Consider the following 23017-nt stretch of genomic DNA (forward strand, 5'->3'; position numbering starts at 1 on the left):
CGGAGGCAAAAAGAAGATCTAGCCAGATACCGGAATACTTTTATACAAAACCTTACAACATTTTTGCAGGATGCAATTGGCGCAGAGCTTTGCAGCTGCATACCAGAATCGGAGTGGCAGAAAATGTTCGGCTACAGGGGCACAGCCATACGTATAAGAGCAGCGGAGGAGCATAACATTGCACCCGCCATGCTAAAATCATGGGGTTCTATACTAAGAAGTCTGGTGGAAAACAATCCGGTTTCAGTTAGCATTGGTGATGTCACAGAGTTGAATTTACAGGAATGTTTTCTTATTCACCTTACTCTTATGAGCTATACAGGGCAGTTGACGTGTGATAGCTTTGCCAACGCAGACAAGGTATGCAGTGCATTAGAGCATTTTAAGAACTATCCTAAAGTGCCCTCCTTTACAGAAGCATTGGATAAACTATACAGGAACACGCACACCATATGTGTTATTGACAGCAACCTGCAGCACACCCTTTACGGCGCAACCCAGCAACTAAGATTACATAAAGAGGGCGAAGGTGGCGTAGGTTATGTTATTTTGATGCACGCCCTTAAAACGGAAACCATATGGGTTACTCTCGGCGACCACAACCGCATTGCTTACCGGATTGGCTTTGCTGATTATAAATGCGGAAACACAATTAACTTTGTTTCTATAACGCCGGAAAACCTGTTTTTACCAAAGGGAGAAGAGCTTCCCGTATATATATACAATCTCATGCACTACAGCGCTTGGCAGAACGTTTAGATGGGCTACCGGCGGCCAGTCTGAACATTCATTTATATTATAGTTTTAAAATGTCAGTTAAGGCCATCCGTTTTAAAGGGTCTCTTCTAATCCCCTTTTCTATATACCAGGAACGTGCAGGCTATTTTACCGGAGAGATTGTTGACGGCAAGCTTATTCTTACCACCTTCTTATTTCTTACAAACAACAACACTCCTGAAGGCGAAGAGATTTACAAACAATATGAATTAACACGAATTGACAAAGATTACCTTTCCATTAACAAGCTGAGTAGCTTTGTTGCTTCAGACATTGCTCAAAACCCTGAAGCCAGGAACTTTTTATTAAGACAGGCTGTGAAAGCCTCTTTAAAATAGAAAAAACCAACTATATGCACTTACCTGATGAAAAGCAACTGGGTAATGCTTTGTTGAAATACCTGGAGAAGGCCCACTAGCCGTAAATATCCGCCACTTGTAACAACGCTAATAATTACTATACGTTCTATACCAATTACTACGCACTTTCCAATTATTAACGGGATAAAGCTCAGTTAGACCTTCCAGATTTGCTGCAACCTCCGGATCATTAGTATATACCAATTGTATATTTGCTGAGTAAGAGCTAAACATATTCTTAGTATCAAAGCGCACTGTAACATATTGGTTATTTTCACTTCTGGTTATCCAAACTAAATTACCGCCGGATGAAAGGCAAGGGAAAGAATAGGGTAACCGGAAATAGCCTTTGGACGCCGGCTTCAATTGCCCGCTTTTTATCTGCTCCACTACCTCCTGCCTTTTAGCATTGAATATTGCACGATCTGCCTGTTCAATCCACCTGCTTACATTCCAATCGAACATCGTAAGCAAAAAAAGAGTAGTTATTGAAAATAAAGACAATAAGCGCTGTTTGGAAAGCTGCCTACGTTCTCTTACTGTTTTTACTATTTCAACAATTGTAAGCATAAAAAGAGCCAGCAGCATAAACAGCCACGAGAATTGTACCAGATACAACGCAAACCACATTAGTACAATAAGGAGCAGGGTTGTTTTCTTCAAGGGAGTATTTTTAAACAGATTGAAGTTAATGAAAAATCACATCTTTTTTAATCCTCCTTATAGGTATCATACTCATCAAACCGCACCTTCCCGAAATCTTTAGTGGTCTTTATTGTAGTGGTTACCTTATTGGGGTCTGTTGTTGCATGAAAACTTTCAGAGCCCTCCTTGTATAAATACCAGTAAGCATCAGCCGGAGCATAGCGGAAGGTGGTTACCCGCCCCCAGCGCCAGGCGCTGCCACCGTAATGCTCTATAGAAAAATACCCGTTCTTTATTACCACCTTCATAAACGGATCACCCATGGCGCCACCGCAGTCGATACATAAAACCACATTATCGTTGCGGGCAGCTATCTGCCAGGTATTGTCTGCCTTGCCGGTAAGAATTAACAGCGGACGTTTTTCAGGATGCTCCGACACATCGGATGTAGTGTCTTCCCCATTCTTTTTTAATACCAGTATCATATCCGGCCAGGAATCAAGGTTCAGATCGCCCGTGGCTGTATCTATAGCGGTATAGCCCCCCGGCACAAACTGCGCTATAGCGGGTGGCAAGTCGTCTATATCCTCATTAAAAGCCTCGTGTTTAAAATGTGCAAGTGGCGCATCATCCGAAGATGTATCCGCTTGTTCAGCATTGGCAGGTGCTGTAACAGCAGGGGTATTACTTTTAGCTTTAGCAGCATTTATATGGCTGTTTTGCTGGCAGGAAGTTGCCGCAAAAAGGGCAACTGCTATTATCAGTACGCTGTAGCGGGGGTATAAAATGGCACTTAACATGAAAGCCGGACTGTTTTAGAGTTATACTATCGGGTTAATCCGATAACAAATATAAAACTATCGTCTGAAGCCGCACACTGCTTCACCAGCGGACATAAAGTGTACGGTTCCGCACACTTTAGCTACAGCCCCACCACAGAACAAATATTGATTATCAAAACATTACAACTGGCATAGCGGATTGGCACTCCATTGGACTTATCTATTACGTAAACGCAAAAACAAAAAAACATTATAAACTTACTATTATGAAAAAGTTCATCATCGCCGCCATCACCGTTATCACTTTAGCTACTTCTGCTTTTGCAGCTGATACCAACGACAAAACCATTAACCTGTTTAAAGCAGCTTATCCTGGCGCAGAGAAAGTACATTATAAAGCAGTAGGAGAACTGGTTAGTGTAAGCTTTGTGCTGGACGGCACTAATATGCAGGCCTTCTATAACACAGAGGGTGAGCAGATAGCTGTTAGCCGCGTAACAGATTATAAGCGCCTGCCTTTACGCGCAACAACTACACTCGAAAACAAATTCAAAGGTTATACCGCCACAGAAGTAATTGAAATGGACCACAGCACAGAAGGCACTTCTTATTACGTATCGCTGGTAAACGATAGCCAGAAAGTAATTGCACAGGTGAGTGTGAGTGGAGAAGTGAGCGTGTTTAAAAAAGCAGCTAAGTAACAGGAATCAATTATTTATAATCCGGGCCTTCCTTTCAGGAAGGCTTTTTTATTTGCGTCCAGCGTTCTGATGACCTCTATGACAATTGAGCGTTGTTATTAACAAAGCTCAATCCACGATACCCTCGTCCTTCATTTTCTGAATCAAGGCTTCGCAGGTAACTTGATTGCCTCCGTAAAAATGTAAAAAACTCAACCCTGAGTCGCTCAACCATTTGCTTTTTTGAATGAAAATACCATTCATGGACACCCATTCATTATATGCATCACTGGCTCTCGAATACCGGAAATACTGGCTCGTTTGTGTTGCAAACGCCTTCTCATTAATAAGATTATAGTAGTAAGGATGCTCATATTGCTGATCTCTGCGCAGTAAATCATGCAATGCATAACCCTCTATCAATTTTTCGAAAGAAGAATACAGACAATTCACCGCATCACGCAATTCATCATATATACAGACTTCGCCATCTTCTGCCAGCACAAAACTCACAGGAGCAGCTTCATAATCGCCGAAATCAAAATAATGCCGTCCATTTACTTCAAAACAATCTATAGGTGCGTTCTTCAAAATTTCTTTCGCCGAAAACAGCCATGCCTTAAACATCTCCCGGGGCTTTCCATAAACACCTAGCTTAAGGCCGGAATACTTCATTTGGTAATTCACCACCGCCTCAAAAACAGGTATGCCTTGCCCTTCCATGTATTTCACAACCTTGCTGCGATCGTCTACTATGTAATTTTTATCCCTCTTAATGGTGCTTAGATATTTGTAAGCTCTGTTCGACAGCATTTCAATATTTATTTCTCTGATACTGTAATAATACAACACAAGCAATTACTAATAAAGTGTTCGCTGCATTGTTAGCGTACAGAAAGTGTTCGCTTCCGGACAGCGGGCACATAAAAGCCAGACCTAAGCGAAACTGATAATCAACCTGTTACCACTGGCATACCGGGTTGGCATTCCGTTGGACTTATATACTACGTAAACGCAAAAACAAAAAAAATTATAACCTTACTATTATGAAAAAGTTCATCATCGCCGCCATCACCGTTATCACTTTAGCTACTTCTGCTTTTGCAGCTGACACCAACGACAAAGCCATGAACCTGTTTAAAGCAGCTTATCCTGGTGCAGAAAAAGTACGCTACAAAGCAGTAGGCGAACTGGTTAGCGTAAGCTTTGTGCTGGATGGCACTAATATGCAGGCCTTCTATAACGCAGAGGGTGAGCAGATAGCTGTTAGCCGCGTAACAGATTATAAGCGCCTGCCTTTACGCGCAACAACTACAATCGAAAACAAATTCAAAGGTTATACCGCCACAGAAGTAATTGAAATGGACCACAGCACAGAAGGCACTTCTTATTATGTATCGCTGGTAAACGATAGCCAGAAAGTAATTGCACAGGTGAGTGTGAGCGGAGAAGTGAGTGTGTTTAAGAAGTCAGTGAAATAATGTTTAGAAGTATATCACAACAGAAACGCCTTCCACAAGGGAAGGCGTTTCTGTTGTGAAGAAGCTCCTTATATAAAAAGGCGCTGTATCAATTCCGGCTCCACGAGGCGTTTACACAATTTCAAAATCCTGAAAGTTATCAGCCATATCAGACAACTCTATCCAAAAAACACCTCCGCCTTCTTCAATGGCCTGCGCTTCCCAATGTTCGTTATAAGTACGTCCATATTCTCCCCATGGGTTTCTCAGTTGCACCCAATGTATATTACCCGCTTCATCCGATTGAGGGTCGCGGGTCTTATTCATCCTCAGGTCCAGAACAGAATATGCATGTCCGCCCACCAACCCTTTATATTTGGGCTCTCCGCTATGGCCGCTTCCCTCCGATGAATCGTCTGACAGTTCTTTTTCAGTAGCGGTAGATACCAGCTTACCGGTACGCAGCGCCTCTTCTAACTTAACAAGTACCGCCATCTGTCCCTGAGAGTATATACCGGTACCTACAGCGCCTCTGTACAAGCCCGACTCCGTTACCCAGCCGGTTATTCTTTGCTTTATCTCTTCATTCAATTCTTTGTCTTCAAAAAACTTGGCAAAATCCTCCACCTTTTTGCATTCCTCCAGCTTTGCTCTGTTATCCCCCTCTTCCACAAATCCCGCCCATTCTTTAATAAGCGCAAACGTTTCGCCAAATATCGGCGTAAGTATACCTAAAGCAGATGCACATTTCTCCTGCTGCTCCTCCTCTTCAGGAAAACCGGAAAGCTCCTGTATCACATCCCACATATCACCTATATCAAACGCCCATGGCGTACCATTATCCATATCGGGCACATCCTGCAGGCTGGCACCACTGGCCTTGTGCGACGCCACCTCTTTGCCGGTGAGCACTCCCATAGTATACCCTATCATATCTCCCTCAATATCTTTAATAGAAAAAAACTGTCGTTTACCACTCAGATTACCGGCAAAATTGCCGGCAGCATACGCCTTCTGTATCATTTTTACCCACAGCGCACTGTTATTATACAAGTCGTTTCCTTCGCTATCTTTAGCCGTGGAGCGCGGCACGCGGAGATACTGTGGCGACCTTTCGGGCAACCTGAACAAACGCACAACTACCTCTGGCCCATTATCAAACAACATCCCTTTGATAAAGACGGGATCTTTGGCAGCAAGCCCTGCCAATGCAGCCTGCAGATAGCAATCGCCCAGATTGGTTTGCAGCACATCTTCTTTTACAGGTGATCCACGGGGATACAGTGGCGCTTCGCTGACTTTATATTGATCATCCAACACATCGCCTTTAAGCATCCGCGCCTTTGCGTCAACCCCTTTTAAGCGGATAAAGTAATGCGTGTCATCTTCTGACAAAATGGTGTACCTGACTGTTTTGGTACCTTTTATTAAAGACGACGCATCTATCCATTCGTCTTTTAACACCTCCCACCTGGTGCCTTCCTTTATAACACCATCCGTTCTGGCAAGTATATTTTTCTCTGTGGTTTTATCCCGCACAACATCTGTCTTCTCCTGCTTTATGGCTTTAGATAGTGTGTTCAGATGCTTTTGGTGTTCATGCGCAGGGTCCGTTTCAGGATACGCGCCCTCCGTAATATCCCGCATACACCCGTTCACTTTTGTCTGCAGATTTTCCAGCTGATGCAACCGGTCCATCACCTCCCTGGCCTCACAGGTACTATTATAAAAAACTGCGGCTTCTCTGATAGCAGCATATTTTATCAGATAAGCTTCTGCGCTTCCTGTTTCTATTATTTCAGTATCGGATTGGAACACACCAACATCAGCCAGCACACGTTGCACCGGCGCAACTGCGGTTGTGGACGCTTCTGCAACCTGCTGCACAATGCGGTTACGGGCAGTATGAGCTAATAGCTGAAGCGGATTGTATCCTGGTTGTGAAACCAGAACCCCGGTAAAAAACTGAAAAGGATTACCCACATGCCGGCTTTGCAGCAATTGCACGGGATGCCGGGATGTTTTGGCTCCGTTTTGCGCATCGGCAGTCTGGCGGTTATTTTTTGCAGCATTGGCAGATTTCATACAGGTTTGTTTAAGCACTTTAATTTACAACAAATGCCTCACTGATACACCAGCGTACAGAAAGTGTTCGCTTACGAACAGTCGGGCAAATACCGCCAACCCCTTGAAATACTGACAATCAACCTGTTACCACTGGCACAGCGGGTTGGCATTCTGTTGGACTTATATATTACGTAAACGCAAAAACAAAAAACATTATAAAATTACTATTTATGAAAAAGTTTATCATCGCCGCCATCACCGTTATTACTTTAGCTACTACCGCATTTGCTGCTGATACCAACGATAAAACCATGAACCTGTTTAAAGCAGCTTATCCTGGTGCTGAGAAAGTACACTACAAAGCAGTGGGTGAGCTGTTTAGCGTAAGCTTTGTACTGGATGGCACCAATATGCAGGCTTTTTATAACGCAGCGGGTGAGCAGATAGCTGTTAGCCGCTCTATAGCATATAAAAACCTGCCTGCACGCGCTATTGTTGCGCTGGAAAACAAGTTTAAAGGATACGCTGCTACAGAAGTAATTGAAATGGACCACAGCACAGAGGGCAGTTCTTATTACGTATCGCTGGTGAACGACAGCCAGAAAGTAATTGCGCAGGTAAGTGTGAGCGGAGAAGTGAGTGTGTTTAAAAAGTCAGCTAAGTAAGACCAGTTAGTTCTTCGTATAAACCAAAGCCTTCCGTTAGTGGAAGGCTTTTTTATTTTGCGCTGCTGCGCTATTTACGGTCGCTTGTAATACAACTGCACCAATCCCTTCTCAAAATGCTTTACCGAAACAAACTGTAGCACCTGCTCAGGGCGGCCATCTTTAAAAAGCTTTATGCCATCGCCCACCAGTATGGGTATAAGAGAGATGACCATCTCATCAATCATATTTTCCTGTAGCAACGTATGAATCACTTCCGCTCCGCCATCGCAGAAGATGTTTTTGCCGGGTTCGTTTTTAAGGCGGGTAACCAATTCTTTTATATCACCTGTATAGAATTTAGTGTTACCGGCATCGGGCCTGGCAGTTCTGGTAATAACGTAAGTGTTTTTATCGGCGTGAGAAAATTCAGGTACATGGGCCATAACCCAGTCGTAGGTTCTTCTGCCCACTATTACCGTATCGATGGTTTTGATGAACTCCGCATAGCCATAATCTTCACCAGGCTGTTCTACTATGGATAAAAAGCCAAGGTCGTCGTTAGGTTTGGCAATATAGCCATCTACACTTGTGGCGATGTATACTACTAATTTTCTGCTCATACATTTTAGTTAACTGGTTATTGCAAACGCGTAAATAGAGCCGCCAATTTAACTACAGATTGATTACCGCAGCAATACTTTTACCTACAGCCTTATGCTACTATATGCTGCTGATATTTTTTTTTTGACGGCTGTAATATTACAGAACGTGCTGCTACTAATAAAGTGTACGCTGCATTAATAGCGTACAGAAAGTGTTCGCTTCCGGACAGCGGACACATAAGAGCCAGACCTAAGCGAAACTGATAATCAACCTGTTACCACTGGCATACCGGGTTGGCATTCCGTTGGACTTATATACTACGTAAACGCAAAAACAAAAACATTATAAAATTACTATTATGAAAAAGTTCATCATCGCCGCTATCACCGTTATTACTTTAGCTACTTCTGCTATTGCAGCAGATACCAACGACAAAGCCATGAATCTTTTTAAAGCCGCTTATCCCGGTGCAGAGAAAGTACATTACAAAGCTGTGGGCGAACTGGTAAGTATCACCTTTCAACTGGAAGGCACCAGCATGCAGGCTTTTTACAATGCAGAAGGTGAGCAGGTAGCTGTTAGCCGTGTGATAGATTATAAAAAGCTGCCTTTACGTGCAGTAACTACGCTGGAAAATAAATTCAACGGTTATACCGCTACTGAAGTAATTGAAATGGACCATAGCACAGAAGGCACTTCTTATTATGTATCGCTGGTAAATGATAGCCAGAAGGTAATTGCGCAGGTAAGCATGAATGGAGAAGTGAGTGTATTTAAGAAGTCAGCAAAATAGTTGTAAACAAACTACCTTAATAGCAAAAGCCTTCCGCAGTGGAAGGCTTTTGTATTTTATGGCTACCCGTTAGTTGCGGGAGTACTATTGAGAGATTGCTTTTATTGCTGCCCCAGTATCACTGGTGTTTTACCATCTGTAATAATCACTTTATTGGTGGTGTTGCGGATGGCCTCAATCCATTGCTGCTGCAGAATTCTGCTATCCAAACCGGCTGCACGTACGCGGTTGGCTTCTGCTTCCAGCTTTGCTTTCTCCAGGGCAATCTGCGCAACCAGCAATTCGTTTTTGGCGCGTTCTGCCTCCTGCTTCATGTTGTTACGACGCTCAATAGCTTCGGCCATAGAGGCAGGTGGTTTTAAGCCGCTGGTTAACGATAACAGGGTAAAGCCTTTCTTTTCAAACTCCAGCTTTAAACGGTTTTCTACCGCTGTTTCAAAGCTGGCCAGGTTGTTCATAAGGCTATCCGTAGCAAAGTTGCGGGCTTCTTCGCGGTAAGCATTTGTTACCAGGTTGTTTAACACCGCACCTTCAATGTTATCCATTATCTGGTCTTCATTTTTAATACCTACGTGTTTAAAGTTGAAGATGATATCAACACCTTTACCACGTACAGCCTGATATGTAAGCGAAGGGTCTACAGTAAACACACCGGCATCCTTTGCAGTAATCAGCACTTCCGACGGATCAGCCTTTTGTTCAAACATAGGTACCTGATACAACTCTGTACCGGGGCCTAATATACCTTGCGAACCGGTAACGGCAGTAAAGTCTTCTTTACCGTTACGACCATAGTTTTTCATTAATACACCTTCGTAGTTAGGTTTTACCGGGTTACAGCTGTACAGCGTAGCCAGCAGGCCAACCGCCAAAAGGGTTTTTGTTGTGTGCATTTTATTGTCAGTTTTAAGTTTACGGTAAGGAAATATAATCAATAATACCAGATGCGCTACAATGCTGATAAGGCATAAAGCGGGTATGCTGGTTCTGAACAGCCATAAATGGACGTACAGCAGCGCAATGTTAACGATAGCAAATGCGAGCATCATAAGTAATGATCTTTTCATTGTTACATGGTTTTATAGTTGGAATAAATGGTAAGACTTAACAGTGATACGCACAGGCATACTGATTACAGCAACTACCCGATACGTATAGGTATACAGGATAGCTACCCTAGCGTTTAAACTGTATAAGCGGCTGAATAAAGCAGTGTTGACTGCAGATGGCTGGCCTTCAGTTGGCCCAAAACGCTGAACGCGTAATAAAAAGATTCATTTGACGTGGAGACTGGCTCCTGTTTGATTTGAGGATGTAAAGATACGCAAAGGCGGATAAGTGGTAATGGTAGTAACGATGAGTGGTTGTTTTGACAGGTGAATGGCAGCGGCATGTGGAAGAGTGGAAAAAACAGCCTCAACAAATAAAATACGCTTTACTGCACTGCTACCGTACAGAAAGTGTTCACTTCCGAACACTTTACGTATGGCACGCCGCACACGTATACATTAATAATCAATGCGTTACAAGTACAATATTGGTTTGGCACTTCGTTGGACTTATCTATTACGTAAACGCAAAAAATAAAAACATTATAAAGTTACTGTTATGAAAAAGTTCATCATCGCCGCCATTACCGTTATTACTTTAGTTACTTCTGCCTATGCAGCGGACGTTAACGATAAAACACTGAACCTGTTTAAAGCCGCTTACCCCGGTGCAGAAAAAGTACATTACAAAACTGTGGGTGAACTGGTAAGCATCACTTTTGTACTGAACAATACCAGCATGCAGGCCTTTTATAATGAAGAAGGCGAGCAGGTAGCTGTTAGCCGTGTGATAGCATACAAGCTACTGCCTTTAAAAGCTATAAAAGTACTGGGAAACAAATTTTGTGGCTATACTGCTACTGAGGTAATTGAAATGGAGTACAAAAACGAAGACAACGCTTATTATGTTTCTTTTGTAAACGATAGCCAGAAAGTGATTGTTAAAGTAAGTGCTGGTGGAGAAGTGAGTACTTTTAAAAAATCAGCTAAGTAAGCCGTGATTTGATGCATATTGTAAAGGCCTTCCGGTTGCGGAAGGCTTTTCTTTTTTATTTAAATGCCGTTCTGATATAGCCCTTTAAATAGTAAGTATTCCTTTTGGTAGTACGCCCCGGTACTGTTATTTTCTCAACAAACTCCGCATCTACATAACCCATAATAATATCGCCGGGTGTGGCATTGCTGGTATTTAAGGTAAGCGCCTGTTTGGTTACCTGATACGAAACTTTTTGAGCGGGGTTATATAACGGGTAAATAATCTTCGGTTGAAAATAAAAACTATCTCCACGAACGTAAAAAAAGAACTGGCTTCCATAGGCTGGCAACCCATCTTCCAGCTTCAGCACCAAATCCTCTTTCTCTCTGCTTGCATAGCAGTAGCTGATAGAATAGCCACCCTGTACGTTGGTATAACACCGGGCTGTATAGAAAAGATGTGCGGTATCTTCCGGCTTAAGTGTATCCCCGCAACAGCGTGTGAGTTTTCCGGTTTTTTCATCCTTGAAAACCTCATCACCATAATCCCATTGGCTGGCGAAAGAAAAAGTATCTTTCATTTGTTTATCTACCGTAACCTTTGTGTAATTCTGCTGGCCGTAGGAATGTAGCACAAAAGAGATTGTAAATACAGATAACCATAAGAGTGTTTTTTTCATGGAATATCAGTTGTAAGAAAACAGATTGATCATCGGACAAAGTGAGTTATTCAAAAATTACAAAGCCTGAATGCTACGACTCAATTTAACCTTGCCATCATCATACTTATTGGTAACCAGCTCACCATTGAAGGTGTGCGTGCAACAGGCACAATACGGATAAATATCGTGTATTGTTAATTCAGGATTCACCTTTTGCAGAATATTGTTTTCATCCACATATAATCCGGACCAATAAGCCGATTCGCTCATACAAACCAACTCTCTTTTTTCTGCTTCGTGTATGGCTACCATCCAGAAGATAGGCGCCTTCTTATCTAACCGGCTCACAGCTTCAGAATGTACCTCATCCCAATCTTTGCCTACTTTGGATAACAGGAAGCGGAAAAGTGGTGTATAATCTCTGCCTCTTTCCACCTTCCCTTTCATACCAAGCCTGGACACCTCATTCAATGTATCCTGCCGCGTTTGTTTGGTATGGCGGGAATTGCAATAGTCATCGCCTCTGTTACCCTTAAACCCATAGGCGGTTTTATTCTCTTTTCTATATAAAGGGGCCTTCCCCCTGCCGGTATCGTATGCCATCATTCAATATACTCAATTTATGCTTTCCCTGCCGGCGCGTTTTTATACACAGCAGGAAGGGGGAGTTTTTAACAGTCCGAACATGATGTTTTTTAGAAGCCTGGGTGCATCGCTTTCAACCCTTCTTCAACCTGCATCTGCAAAGCAGGATACTCGTCCTTTACCCATCGATAACTGTCCAGTATTTCCACTTCGCAGGCGTTTTCTATTGTACGTATAAACATTTTTGGAATCCAGCAATACAATTTTGTTCTGGTCAGATAAAACCATGTGTCAATTGGAGGAATATCTGACTCATCAATAAAGCCATCAGTTTCAGCTGCAGGCGCGCCATCATGCGTCGTCACATCTATATAAAACTCCAATATCTGCCCCAGCAGATTTATATCACGATAAACAAAACTGCTATCCTCCCTTGGCTTCAATGCCTTATCCAGCACTTTAAGATAATCAAAAGAAAGGCCGGGGGTTGATGCGTAACTGCTAAGCGCTTCATCATACCGATAAAACGGAACACCTTCGTAATCCGGGTTTACAGAACGAAGAACACGCGAATAATTAATTTTTTCTTCCGTATCAAGCCCCTTTATTATTTTTTCCGTCCAGTTAATTGTTCTGATAAGATTCGAATAAAACTCATTCGTAAAAACATTGTCAGATTTGTAATAACGGGAATAATCGGGAAAGGGCATATACGATTTTAATTCAGTTTCCTTCTTCTGGTTTCTATAGAACTCAATAATAGTACGGATAGCCTGGATATTCATTATTGATAACTTAATTGTCAGCCGTTGTAAAATCAATCAGATATGACTTCATGCGTACACCGTTCTGCTTTCTGAAATTATTGGACAACACAAACTGATACCGCTGACCGGGTTTCAGTTCAGCCTCAAAAGTCCATGACTTTCCATCTGCTGACCATGTACGGTTTCTGGTGATTTTGGGGCAATAGCTTTCGCCAAGAGGACCAAAATCAATACCGGTATTATAGCCATTGAGTGGCTCCGAAAAAGTAACTGTGATTGAAGTGAGGCCAGGCTTTACCGACTTATCACCATTTTTAAAGGGCGTTATGGCAGTAACCGTTGGGCGGCTGTTTTCATAATCCCGATACAAAACTTCCAGCTTCTTTGGCAACAAGCCTGCTGCATCTACTATTCTCTCCACTTCCGCCTCATTGGTGTAATCCAGTTCTATCAGCTCGCGAATGGCTTTTTTACCATCGCCAGAAGATTGATAATAGCGTTCGCATATTTCATAGCCGATATAGTATCCCAGATCGCGCACTTTTAGTTCATTTCTGTTCTCGCCCCATAGCCAGTTGTAATCATTATTCATGGTGAACAAATCCTGCACATACAGATTTACCACCCGCTGCTGATTTGCCTTTCCATATTCAATGGCGGGGCTTGCAGACTTTTTTCCTGTAGCAAAGCAGGACACAAACTCGGCCACTCCTTCATACAAACAACTGGAAAGTAAATTTTCCACCAGCGGCTTTTGCTGAGTATGCACATATTCATGCGTGCACAATAAGGCCAGATTGGCTTTGGGGTTATACTCTTTATAAAAGGCCTTACGCCATTCTGGCAATTCATCTAACACTGTTGTACTATCAGCCAGAGACATCTCGCTACCAATTAAAACCTTGTTCTTCTGAATAGTGCCGTTTGTTCTGAAAGCACCCACGGAGAAATAAATTGTTGAAGGCTTTAATTCAGGATAAGCCTGCCTGAGCTTATTGATATCTGCCTCAATTGCCGGATAAAGCGCCCTGACGTTAAGTGTAGCAGGCTTTATAGATTTCCAGAATGCGGGCCAGGCAGTGATAGCAGCAACAAACTCCTGCGCTGTATAATTCCTTACTTCTATTAAACTTTTTAATCCCTCAGAAGCCTTATTAAGATATAGCTCCCTTAACAGGTTATGCCGCTGCGCACTATCTGAAGTGGCATTTATTTTACTGTAAGCATTCCAGAAATTGTTGATATCGGCTGCAACAAACACCTGTTTCTGCCCAAAGGCAACAAGTGAAAAAGGCAGGCACATAAGCAGTAAGCAGGTTTTTAGTTTCCCAACTTGCATATTATCGATAGGTTGTTTGCGTTGAATTACCTGAAAATACGCTATCTCAAACATCCGGAAAAATGAGATACACAAATAAAAGGCGAACCCCCGGAATGGATTCGCCAAAGCACCTCTATTTATCAGCACCGGCAATGCGACGGAACGTTTCCCCGCTTCCAAATCCCTCTTGTTTTACAAACTGCTTAAACTGCCGTCTGGTGAGGCTGAAGTTGGTAGAGATGGTATCTGCAGTTGTTTCTGTAATTTCTTTCAGCTTTTGAACCTCATCCTGATTAGTGATACCCGCCACGGTTAACTCACCTTTATGCAGCCATACTTTCCGTACTGTCCAGGCCGTATCGCTGTAACGGCTATTCAGAAAATAATGGCCTTTAAACTTCTTCAACACATTATTTTCCTGAATGTGAAACAGAGTGTCGGCCCAGTTAACATGCTCCACAATGGAGTCACCTTTTAACAGCACTACCTCTTTTGTGCCATCTGCCAGGTTAAGAAGCGTATCTCCCTCCAGCCGGAAATCTTTACCAATACTATCCTTGTGTTGTTTAAAATCGTAGTCGTAGTTTCTTATCATCAGTTTATCTGTAATGGCTAATACAGATGCCTGGTCGGCCGCCATGTACTTACCCTGTAAACGTTCCGGGAAGGAAGTCAATTCACTTCCGCCTTCCGGCTGGGGTTTGGTAAAGGTTGCGGCAGGGTCGCAACCGAAAAGAAAAAGGGCTGTAAACAGCACAGTTGTGGTTAGAGCTTTTTTCATAAATATATTTATGATTAATCCTCTTTGCACCTTACAGGTAACCTTAGCAGTTTGTTAAAATGGCTCCCTGGATTTGCTGTAAACACCGGGATTCAAAACACTCTCCAAATCCCCTTTATCCAGCAAATCCCGGACAGCACTTTCAACACAATCTCTCGTAAGCTCTTTTACAAACAAATCCGGTGGAACAATGTATAACCCATTCAGATTTCTTCCGGAAGAAGCATCCTCCTGAATGGCTGTTTCGAGAAACCTATATGTCCAAACATTTAATCCGTAGCGCCGGCCGTCTTCCAACCTTATTTGAATATTACAGAACTCGTTTTCAACATTCCAGCTACCCGGCGCCACCTCTTCAAACTCAAGCCACAGAGAGAACGCCTGCTTCGCCCTTGTGCCGCTCCATAGCTTATTATAAAGCCTTTGCAGTTCTTTACACAGCAGCCACCCTTCACTTTCATTCATGGCAACAATCAAAAACGACCGGGCTTCTTCCAGAGAATGCACATCTCCTTTAACAGTTACATTATGGCAGGACTTTATACCTGGCGGCAGTTTATACTCAATCAAATACCTGTTATATCCTATACCGTTCACTAAAATAAGCCAGTCACTCTCTTCTGCGTCATCCACCTGAATACACAACACGTTGTGAGAAGTAACTCCATACATCATTGTACTTACGAACGTTTTATTTATCATGGCAATAAAAGCAAGCATATCAGCGCCTATACTTTTAGTAGCAGCAGTTGTACTTTCACTTTCAAGTTGCTTATAAAACCCTTCCAGCGTTTCATTACTCTGTTGAGAACTTCTAACTATCGGCATACAAGCGCCCCCTCTATTTAATGATTAACCTGAAAAAAAAATTCCTCCTGGCACACAACTGATGCAACCGGCACAGCACCCTCTATCAGCAATAGGGTCAGGTTTAGCCGGGGATTGCCCGTCTCTGCCGTTATTGCCCCCTGCGGGGAAAAATCAGCAGAAGTAATTGAATATACACAAATCTCAGAATTGGCCTTTACAAGTCATCACCTTTTGTATTTTTACCAAAATCAGTCAGAAAAATCAAGTTCCCCAATGATCGGTGAAGCGAAAAACACGTTGTCAGCTCCGGAAACAGCAGTGCTGTTTAAGAATATACACAAGCACATATTCGGGCCAGACAATGTTCCTGCAGCAGTAATAAGCCATTATTTAAGGAACGAGGATAAAAAACTTAAAAAGGCTGCTGTTGAATATGCCAGGGAACTGATTGCCGCCTATGGACAGCCTGACCACCAAATACGCATAACGGAAGAAGTATTAAAGCAAATAGTTCGCTTTGAACCACAGATACCTTTTGAGAAGCCTGGCAGGTTTCGCTTTCAGTTTATAGACCTGTTTGCAGGCATTGGCGGCTTTAGAATGGCCATGCAGAACCTGAAAGGAGAATGTGTGTTTTCCTCTGAATGGGATAAGATGGCGCAACAAACTTATTATGCCAACTATGGTGAGATACCGTTTGGCGATATTACCAAAGATGAAACCAAACAATGGATTCCGGACGGGTTTGATGTATTGTGTGGCGGCTTCCCCTGTCAGCCGTTTTCCATTGCAGGCGTATCCAAGAAAAACAGTCTGGGCCGCAAGCATGGTTTTGAAGATGAGCGGCAGGGCAACCTGTTTTTTCATGTAGCAGAGATTATTGAAAATAAGCGGCCAAAAGCGTTTTTTCTGGAGAATGTAAAAAACCTGGTATCGCACGATAAAGGCAACACCTTTAAGGTAATTAAAGAAACACTGCTGGACCTGGGTTATTCCTTTCACTCCAAAGTACTCAACGGCAAACACTTTGTACCGCAGCACCGGGAAAGAACTTTTATGGTGGGCTTTGACACGAAAGTGTTTAAGAACAAGGAAAAATTTCAATTTCCTGAACTGCCCGATCCGGACCGGAAAATAAAGGACATTCTGGAAACAGAGATAGACCCCAAATACACTCTTACCGATCAGCTGTGGAAATACCTGAGAGAATATGCACAAAAGCATAAGGAGAAGGGCAATGGATTTGGGTTTGGCCTGGTAGATATGAACGGCATCAGCCGTACCATGAGTGCCCGCTATTATAAAGACGGATCGGAAATACTGATTCCACAGGAAGGAATGAACCCCAGAAGGCTTACCATACGGGAATCGGCCAGGCTACTGGGCTACCCCGATAACTTTATATGTGATAAGGTATCTATGAATCAGGCGTATAAGCAATTTGGCAATTCTGTGGTGATGCCACTGATTGGTGCTATTGGTGCGGAGGTGGTAAAAACACTGAAAACGGCTAAATAACGCCCCGCTTTCATCCCGACTTCGCCGGATATTTTTCCAATAAGCCATTTGAATGGTTATATTTATAAAAATCACTTCGTATGGAAAACACCCTGTGCGAAGCTATCTACAAGATAGATTTCAACAACAGCGAGTCGCTATACAGCATTTTTGAGTATGATAAACATACACGGGTAGAGGGGCTATGCTCCGAAGCCGCCTTTAAAGAAGACATTCTCCAGAATGAGCCAGACAAAATAGCCACTGGTTACTGGGCAAAAGAGCTCGCTGGCCACTATCACATCTACCGCCTCGTTGCCGGCCCACAATCCGACCTTACATCCCTGGATTTTATTGTGCTTGACCGGCTGAGTGAAAACGACCAGCACACACCTGTATCTGTAATCTATTTTGAAGAGTCACAAAAGTCATTCTATGAGGTCAGCTTTAGAAAAGGGATGCGCCCCCCATTCGCCGGAAAGCTGCGAAAACGTATAATACCCGAACGGAAGGCATCGGAGAAACAACAGCTAGAGGCGGATCTGACAGAAAGACGACGTAAAGCTTGTAGGTTTCTGGAACAACGGGGGCTTTTAAAAGAAGCAGCTGTTAGCCGGGTGTTTGCTTATTGCTGTAGCGGAAAAGGAGTTACACTGGATATAGACGCTTTTATACAAACACCTTCAGGCGATATTGGTATATTAGAAATAAAGCACAAATTTCCCAGTCGGGAAAAAGGTTATGGCCTTAACGCGGCAGGATTGAAATTTTTCAGCTACATCTCCCGGTATTCTATTCCCACCGTACAGGTGATATTAGTTAAACCAGATTACGGAGGCGATACCATCAAACTATCCGCCGCAGACCTGTTAACCTATCCTGAAAAATTTAAACCATCGGAATGGGTTTATATTTCATTAAGCGCACACCTATCGAAAGCAGCTGATAAAAAAGCGCCCGCAAGCACCTCTTTAACACGGCATTCTGAAATGAGTTTTTCTTCCATAGACGCGAGTCTCTTCAGCCTGTTGAAAGCTTATAAAGAGAAAAAGGCAGACGCATGGGATACCCTGAAAACTGCTTTCTCAGATTAGCAGTGTTTTACCCAGGAACCCATTTCGTCACATTTTCCGGCGGTTTTAAACCATTTTAAATTAAGGCATGCTACTGCTTTGTACCATTGTGTTACCAAACAACACCTTATAGAACAATGGACAAACACATTAACAGTAAACAGGCTGCAAACCTCGAATTCTGGATTGCCATCGGCAGCATTGTCGTTTCTTTTATTGCCACCTGCATAGATGATTTTCCGCTGAGATCTGTACTATTTTCACACCTGCTAACGTTGGTGCTGTATCTGGTGCTTTACTTTCACCTGGCCCCTACTGTGGAAAAAAACGGCAAAACCTCTGCCGGGCCTGCTTTTCTTATACTAGCCCTTATTACTATTGCCACACTTACAGGCGCTGTACCCACCTACATGGCAACATTGCTTTCCGTTAAGCTGCTGCTTATTTACTTTAACCGCAACAAAAAGGTACCCGAAAACCTGTTGATGTACGATGCCATATTACTATTTGCCATATGGATGCTCGCCATTTCGTGCTGCTGGATGCTGGCGGCCAACCATGCTATACGCACCTATGTATTTGCGGTACCGCTTCCCATGATACTTGTTTACCTGTACGCAGTACACGGGCTATTGCCCGGCATATGGAATAAAAAATACCGACTGCTGCGCTATGCCGGTGTAATGGTAGTAGTGGTGCCGTTATCTATTCCCGTGATGCTGCTAATGCTTCACCTTTTTGAGCAGCACCACTTTTATTCTGGCATTCAATTGCCTTACACCTACCAGATAAATGAAGCCACCATTTCTATAGGCATGGTAGGCAATACTATTAGTCAGCTGGTGATAGTAATACCCTGCGCCTGGAGTGTTTATAAAAAAAGGAACGAGCATACACAGGCAGAGATATACACACTGAAAACAGAGCTGGGCAAATCTGACGCGCATCTGCATTTTCTGAAATCGCAGATTAACCCACACTTTCTGTTCAACGCACTGAATACGCTGTATGGCACTGCTTTACAGGAGAATGCAGAACGCACCGGAGAAGGGATACAGAAGCTGGGCGACATGATGCGCCTGATGCTACAGGAGAACATTCAGGATATTATTCCGCTTACCAACGACCTGGAATATCTGAAGAACTACATTATGCTGCAGGAACTACGCACAGCCACTTCGCCGGATATTAGTATTGAAACGCGCATAGAAGAAGTAAGTCAGGATTTACAGATAACACCCATGCTGCTGATTCCTTTTGTGGAGAATGCTTTTAAGCATGGTATTAGTCTGCGGCATCCTTCGCACATTAAGATAACCGCGCAAACGAAAGGAGAAACGCTGTATTTTGATGTACACAACAGCATACACCTGAAACCCGATAACGATCCGGAAAAAGGACAAAGCGGTATTGGGCTGGAGAATGTAAAGCAACGTTTGCAGCTACTGTATCCGGGTAAGCACGAATTGATGATAAGAGAAAACGGCAAGGAGTTTTTTGTACACCTGACCCTTCAATTAACCACAAACGCCTGATTGAAATGATGACTGCCATAGCCATTGACGACGAGCCGATAGCACTTGACATTGTTAAAAACCTGGCAACCAAAGTACCCTTTATTGAGCTGAGCGCCGTTTTTACCAATGCGTTTGAAGCGCTGAATTATATACAACAACACAAGGTAGACTTGTTGTTTCTGGATATTAAAATGCCAGACATTAACGGAATAGACTTTTTACATAGCCTGCCAAACCCACCTATGGTAATATTTACCACCGCCTATTCGGAACACGCCGTAAAAAGCTTTGAACTGGATGCCATTGATTACCTGCTGAAACCTTTCTCACTTGCACGATTTTTAAAAGCGTGCAATAAAGCGCATGAACTGTTTCATTTAAGAAACCGGTCGGAAACAGAAACAGAATCTGCCTACATTTTTGTGAAAGATGGCTACGAGCAGGTGAAGGTGCAGCTGGCTGATATTCTTTTTATAGAAGCGGCAGGCAACTACACCCGCATACACCTTACCAATGACACTTTACTGAGTACCCGTGTTTCTATCAGTGACATGCAGGCCATGCTGCCCGCCCGGAAGTTTATCCGCATCCATCGCACCTACATTATAGCAACCGATAAAATAAGCCGGTTTGACAAAGTGCAGGTATGTGTAGGTGCGCATGTAGTACCTATTGGCGCTAAGTATGCCGATGTACTGGAGCAATTGGGCAGTAGCCAATAGGGTAAGCACACGTTATTATAGAAGCCTTTTAAAATGGGCGGGGCAAAACACTACGCTGATACACATCCGTACAGAAAGTGTCCGCTTTCGCGCAGGCACTGCTTTGCCCGACAATCAAGACACAGCTGATTACCAACTAATTATCATCAACAATTTGAACTGGCACCGCGTTGGCCCTATATGGTATGTAAACGCAAAAACAACATCATTATAAAAAACTACAATTATGAAAAAGTTCATCATCGCTGCCATCACTATTATTACACTTGCTACTTCTGCTTTAGCAAACGATGTAAACGACAAAACACTGAATGTATTTAAAGCCGCCTACCCTGCCGCAGAAAACATACACTATAAAGCCCTGGGAGAAATGATAAGCATCAGCTTTGTGCTGGACGGCACACGCATGCAGGCTTTTTATAGCGCAGACGGAGAACAGATAGCTGTAAGCCGCATCATCAGCTATAAAAAACTGCCTTTACGCTCCCTTACTGCCATTGAAAACAAGTATACAGACTACACCGCTACAGAGGTTATTGAAATGGACCATAACACAGAAGGTGTTTCTTATTTTGTATCGTTGAAAAAAGAAAATGAGAAAGTGATTGTACAGGTGAGCCTGCAGGGCGAGGTTAGTGTATTTAAGAAGTATGTGAAGTAATAACAGTTAAAATAAAAAACGGCAGACCTTCTCTACAGGGAGGGTCTTTTTGTGTTAGCAGGGGCTATTCTGCGTAATGAGGTAACGAAAACGATTCACCAATAGCCCCGGTATATTCTCCCGCAGCATACCAGGCACAGAGGAAGTATCAGTAAAGCCCGCGTTACCTGCAAAGGAAAAGCCGCTACAATGTAGCGGCTTTTGTGGGCCCACCAGGGCATGATCCTGGGACCCCCTGATTATGAGTCAGGTGCTCTAACCAACTGAGCTATAGGCCCTTACCAACTTCTTTTCAGTTGCTGGTTTCCCCGTAGGGGATTGCAAAAATATAAAACAGATGCTAATAAAGTGCAATTGCGTAAAAAAAATTATTGATGCATAATACGGCGCCGGTGCTGACCACCCCAAACGGCCATCTGATGTATCAGTGGCTGCAGGCTCTGGCCGTATTCGGTAATCTGATACTCCATAGTTTGTGGCCGCGAATCGCACTCTGTACGCTCAACCAGACCGTTTATTTCCAGTTCATACAGCTGTTTCGACAGCATTTTAGGCCCTATGCCTTCCAGCTCGCGCTGCAAATCGCTAAAGCGCTTTTTACCGTAGCCCAGGCAGGCCATAATACTCACTTTCCATTTACCGCTTAGTAGTTGCAACGTATCCTGTATGGCCAGCAGGTAACCGCGGCATTGCCGCAAGTGCGCTTCTTTACATATCATGCGTATATCTTTATAAAAAGAGGAATGTTATTGGTGAAAACAGCCCGCTTCCCATTGGGGAAGCACTTCCCTAACGGGAAGGCCGGCACTTTGTAAAGGTACCTGTTTTACTTTTGAAACCGAAATATATGAACCATGGTTGCAAATAACACATACGAGGTAATCATTATAGGTGGCAGTTTTGCGGGTATGCAGGCGGGTATGACACTAGGGCGCAGTTTACGCAAGGTATTAATTATAGATAGCGGATTGCCCTGCAACCGGCAAACACCCCACTCGCACAACTTTATTACCCATGACGGCAAAAAGCCAGCCCAGCTGGCAGCAGAGGCGCGGGAGCAGGTAATGCAATATCCGGGGGTGGAATGGATGAACGGATTAGCGGTAAGCGCTGCAGCACTGCATGAGGGATTTGCTGTTACCTTACAAAGCGGAGAAACGTTTACCACAGAACGGTTGCTGTTTACCTCAGGAGTAAAGGACAATATACCGCCGATACCTGGCTTTGCAGCATGCTGGGGCATTTCTGTAATACACTGCCCTTATTGCCACGGCTACGAAAACCGGCACCAGCCTACAGGCATACTTACCAACGGAGATACCGCCTGGCATTATGCTGCACTGGTAAATCAGCTGACAAGCCAGCTTACTGTTTACACTAACGGCCCCTGCACCTTACCGGCAGAACACATGCAACTGTTGCAGAAAAGAAATATACCAGTTGTTACAAAAGAGATAAAAGAACTGAAACATCAGAACGGCCAGCTGGCGGCATTGTTTTTTGCAGATGGCAGCACTACGGCTTTAACCACCTTATATACACGCCCACCTTTTGAGCAACACTGCACCATACCACAGCAGTTGCATTGCGCCTTTACAGAAACAGGCCTGCTGCAGACAGACAATTTTTTTCAGACCACCGTACCAGGCGTGTACGCTGCAGGGGATTGCATGTCGCCCATGCGGGCAGTAGCCAACGCAGTAGCAGGCGGCCTGAGTGCGGGTGCTTTTATTAACAAAGACTTAACGGAGAAAGCCTTTCACCGGCAGTAACCAGAAGGAAAC

General features: G+C 43.5%; 26 protein-coding genes and 1 tRNA gene. 13 read left to right on the forward strand and 14 right to left on the reverse strand.

Going from position 1 to position 23017, the window contains the following annotated elements:
- Positions 1 to 63 precede the first annotated feature (63 nt).
- A complete protein-coding gene (locus IEY13_RS22895; RefSeq protein ID WP_188956617.1) occupies positions 64 to 759 on the forward strand; it encodes a hypothetical protein in 696 nt (231 codons plus the stop codon).
- Complete coding sequence (locus IEY13_RS22900) at positions 744 to 1115, forward strand: hypothetical protein (protein WP_188956619.1); 372 nt, start codon at positions 744 to 746, stop codon at positions 1113 to 1115. The genes IEY13_RS22895 and IEY13_RS22900 overlap by 16 nt, the downstream gene beginning before the upstream one ends.
- 108 nt (positions 1116 to 1223) lie before the next feature.
- Here the strand turns inward: IEY13_RS22900 and IEY13_RS22905 are convergent, their stop codons facing one another.
- A complete protein-coding gene (locus IEY13_RS22905; protein ID WP_188956621.1) occupies positions 1224 to 1799 on the reverse strand; it encodes a hypothetical protein in 576 nt (191 codons plus the stop codon).
- A gap of 47 nt (positions 1800 to 1846) precedes the next feature.
- Positions 1847 to 2581, reverse strand: coding sequence for a hypothetical protein (locus tag IEY13_RS22910; RefSeq protein WP_188956623.1), 735 nt, complete (start codon positions 2579 to 2581; stop codon positions 1847 to 1849).
- A 248-nt stretch (positions 2582 to 2829) separates the two neighbouring features.
- On the opposite strand from IEY13_RS22910, the gene IEY13_RS22915 reads away from it, so the two are divergent.
- Positions 2830 to 3264: a hypothetical protein gene (locus tag IEY13_RS22915; RefSeq protein ID WP_188956625.1), complete on the forward strand. Its 435-nt coding sequence runs from the start codon at positions 2830 to 2832 to the stop codon at positions 3262 to 3264.
- 108 nt (positions 3265 to 3372) lie between these two features.
- Here IEY13_RS22915 and IEY13_RS22920 read toward each other — a convergent pair whose 3' ends face one another.
- Positions 3373 to 4056: a hypothetical protein gene (locus IEY13_RS22920; RefSeq protein ID WP_188956627.1), complete on the reverse strand. Its 684-nt coding sequence runs from the start codon at positions 4054 to 4056 to the stop codon at positions 3373 to 3375.
- Positions 4057 to 4289: 233 nt separating this feature from the next.
- On the opposite strand from IEY13_RS22920, the gene IEY13_RS22925 reads away from it, so the two are divergent.
- Complete coding sequence (locus IEY13_RS22925) at positions 4290 to 4724, forward strand: hypothetical protein (RefSeq protein ID WP_188956629.1); 435 nt, start codon at positions 4290 to 4292, stop codon at positions 4722 to 4724.
- 111 nt (positions 4725 to 4835) lie between these two features.
- On the opposite strand, the gene IEY13_RS22930 is transcribed toward IEY13_RS22925, so the two are convergent.
- Positions 4836 to 6788: a C2 family cysteine protease gene (locus tag IEY13_RS22930; RefSeq protein ID WP_188956631.1), complete on the reverse strand. Its 1953-nt coding sequence runs from the start codon at positions 6786 to 6788 to the stop codon at positions 4836 to 4838.
- Positions 6789 to 7000: 212 nt separating this feature from the next.
- Here IEY13_RS22930 and IEY13_RS22935 point away from each other — a divergent pair, with 212 nt between their 5' ends.
- Positions 7001 to 7435 (forward strand): hypothetical protein, encoded by a 435-nt coding sequence (locus tag IEY13_RS22935; protein ID WP_188956633.1) that lies wholly within the window; start codon positions 7001 to 7003, stop codon positions 7433 to 7435.
- Between the two features lie 74 nt (positions 7436 to 7509).
- Here IEY13_RS22935 and IEY13_RS22940 read toward each other — a convergent pair whose 3' ends face one another.
- Positions 7510 to 8037 carry a dihydrofolate reductase family protein gene (locus tag IEY13_RS22940; protein ID WP_188956635.1) on the reverse strand — a complete coding sequence of 176 codons (528 nt, stop codon included), beginning with the start codon at positions 8035 to 8037 and terminating at the stop codon, positions 7510 to 7512.
- A 341-nt stretch (positions 8038 to 8378) separates the two neighbouring features.
- Here IEY13_RS22940 and IEY13_RS22945 point away from each other — a divergent pair, with 341 nt between their 5' ends.
- Positions 8379 to 8813 carry a hypothetical protein gene (locus IEY13_RS22945; RefSeq protein WP_188956637.1) on the forward strand — a complete coding sequence of 145 codons (435 nt, stop codon included), beginning with the start codon at positions 8379 to 8381 and terminating at the stop codon, positions 8811 to 8813.
- Between the two features lie 101 nt (positions 8814 to 8914).
- Here IEY13_RS22945 and IEY13_RS22950 read toward each other — a convergent pair whose 3' ends face one another.
- Complete coding sequence (locus tag IEY13_RS22950; RefSeq protein WP_229687972.1) at positions 8915 to 9880, reverse strand: SPFH domain-containing protein; 966 nt, start codon at positions 9878 to 9880, stop codon at positions 8915 to 8917.
- Positions 9881 to 10421: 541 nt separating this feature from the next.
- On the opposite strand from IEY13_RS22950, the gene IEY13_RS22955 reads away from it, so the two are divergent.
- Positions 10422 to 10856 carry a hypothetical protein gene (locus IEY13_RS22955; protein WP_188956639.1) on the forward strand — a complete coding sequence of 145 codons (435 nt, stop codon included), beginning with the start codon at positions 10422 to 10424 and terminating at the stop codon, positions 10854 to 10856.
- 55 nt (positions 10857 to 10911) lie between these two features.
- On the opposite strand, the gene IEY13_RS22960 is transcribed toward IEY13_RS22955, so the two are convergent.
- From IEY13_RS22960 to IEY13_RS30215, 6 genes are all read right to left on the reverse strand, one after another.
- Complete coding sequence (locus IEY13_RS22960; protein WP_188956641.1) at positions 10912 to 11517, reverse strand: hypothetical protein; 606 nt, start codon at positions 11515 to 11517, stop codon at positions 10912 to 10914.
- A gap of 57 nt (positions 11518 to 11574) precedes the next feature.
- On the reverse strand, positions 11575 to 12105 hold the full coding sequence (locus IEY13_RS22965) for a hypothetical protein (protein WP_188956643.1): 531 nt from the start codon (positions 12103 to 12105) through the stop codon (positions 11575 to 11577).
- 89 nt (positions 12106 to 12194) lie between these two features.
- The gene (locus IEY13_RS22970; protein ID WP_188956645.1) at positions 12195 to 12794 is read right to left on the reverse strand and encodes a hypothetical protein; all 600 of its coding nucleotides are present in this window, start codon (positions 12792 to 12794) and stop codon (positions 12195 to 12197) included.
- Between the two features lie 85 nt (positions 12795 to 12879).
- A complete protein-coding gene (locus IEY13_RS22975) occupies positions 12880 to 14190 on the reverse strand; it encodes a DUF2268 domain-containing putative Zn-dependent protease (RefSeq protein ID WP_188956647.1) in 1311 nt (436 codons plus the stop codon).
- A gap of 115 nt (positions 14191 to 14305) precedes the next feature.
- Positions 14306 to 14953 (reverse strand): hypothetical protein, encoded by a 648-nt coding sequence (locus IEY13_RS22980; RefSeq protein WP_188956649.1) that lies wholly within the window; start codon positions 14951 to 14953, stop codon positions 14306 to 14308.
- A gap of 54 nt (positions 14954 to 15007) precedes the next feature.
- Positions 15008 to 15781 carry a hypothetical protein gene (locus IEY13_RS30215; RefSeq protein WP_229687973.1) on the reverse strand — a complete coding sequence of 258 codons (774 nt, stop codon included), beginning with the start codon at positions 15779 to 15781 and terminating at the stop codon, positions 15008 to 15010.
- Positions 15782 to 16036: 255 nt separating this feature from the next.
- Between IEY13_RS30215 and dcm the strand changes: the two genes are divergently transcribed.
- The 5 genes from dcm to IEY13_RS23010 all read left to right on the forward strand — a co-directional run bounded on the left by dcm (position 16037) and on the right by IEY13_RS23010 (position 21233).
- Positions 16037 to 17281, forward strand: coding sequence for a DNA (cytosine-5-)-methyltransferase (dcm, locus tag IEY13_RS22990; RefSeq protein ID WP_188956651.1), 1245 nt, complete (start codon positions 16037 to 16039; stop codon positions 17279 to 17281).
- 80 nt (positions 17282 to 17361) lie between these two features.
- Complete coding sequence (locus tag IEY13_RS22995) at positions 17362 to 18354, forward strand: hypothetical protein (RefSeq protein ID WP_188956653.1); 993 nt, start codon at positions 17362 to 17364, stop codon at positions 18352 to 18354.
- A gap of 116 nt (positions 18355 to 18470) precedes the next feature.
- A complete protein-coding gene (locus tag IEY13_RS23000) occupies positions 18471 to 19868 on the forward strand; it encodes a sensor histidine kinase (protein ID WP_188956655.1) in 1398 nt (465 codons plus the stop codon).
- A gap of 5 nt (positions 19869 to 19873) precedes the next feature.
- Entirely contained in the window at positions 19874 to 20572 is a 699-nt protein-coding gene (locus IEY13_RS23005; protein WP_229687974.1) for a LytR/AlgR family response regulator transcription factor, read from the forward strand.
- A 226-nt stretch (positions 20573 to 20798) separates the two neighbouring features.
- On the forward strand, positions 20799 to 21233 hold the full coding sequence (locus IEY13_RS23010; RefSeq protein WP_188956656.1) for a hypothetical protein: 435 nt from the start codon (positions 20799 to 20801) through the stop codon (positions 21231 to 21233).
- Positions 21234 to 21437: 204 nt separating this feature from the next.
- Here IEY13_RS23010 and IEY13_RS23015 read toward each other — a convergent pair.
- A tRNA-Ile gene (locus tag IEY13_RS23015) sits at positions 21438 to 21511 on the reverse strand.
- Between the two features lie 90 nt (positions 21512 to 21601).
- Positions 21602 to 21952 carry a winged helix-turn-helix transcriptional regulator gene (locus tag IEY13_RS23020; RefSeq protein ID WP_188956659.1) on the reverse strand — a complete coding sequence of 117 codons (351 nt, stop codon included), beginning with the start codon at positions 21950 to 21952 and terminating at the stop codon, positions 21602 to 21604.
- 135 nt (positions 21953 to 22087) lie between these two features.
- On the opposite strand from IEY13_RS23020, the gene IEY13_RS23025 reads away from it, so the two are divergent.
- Positions 22088 to 23005 carry an NAD(P)/FAD-dependent oxidoreductase gene (locus IEY13_RS23025; protein WP_188956661.1) on the forward strand — a complete coding sequence of 306 codons (918 nt, stop codon included), beginning with the start codon at positions 22088 to 22090 and terminating at the stop codon, positions 23003 to 23005.
- The last annotated feature ends 12 nt before the right edge of the window (positions 23006 to 23017 follow it).

This window comes from Filimonas zeae (genome assembly GCF_014641615.1).
In the GTDB taxonomy this organism is placed as follows: domain Bacteria; phylum Bacteroidota; class Bacteroidia; order Chitinophagales; family Chitinophagaceae; genus Filimonas; species Filimonas zeae.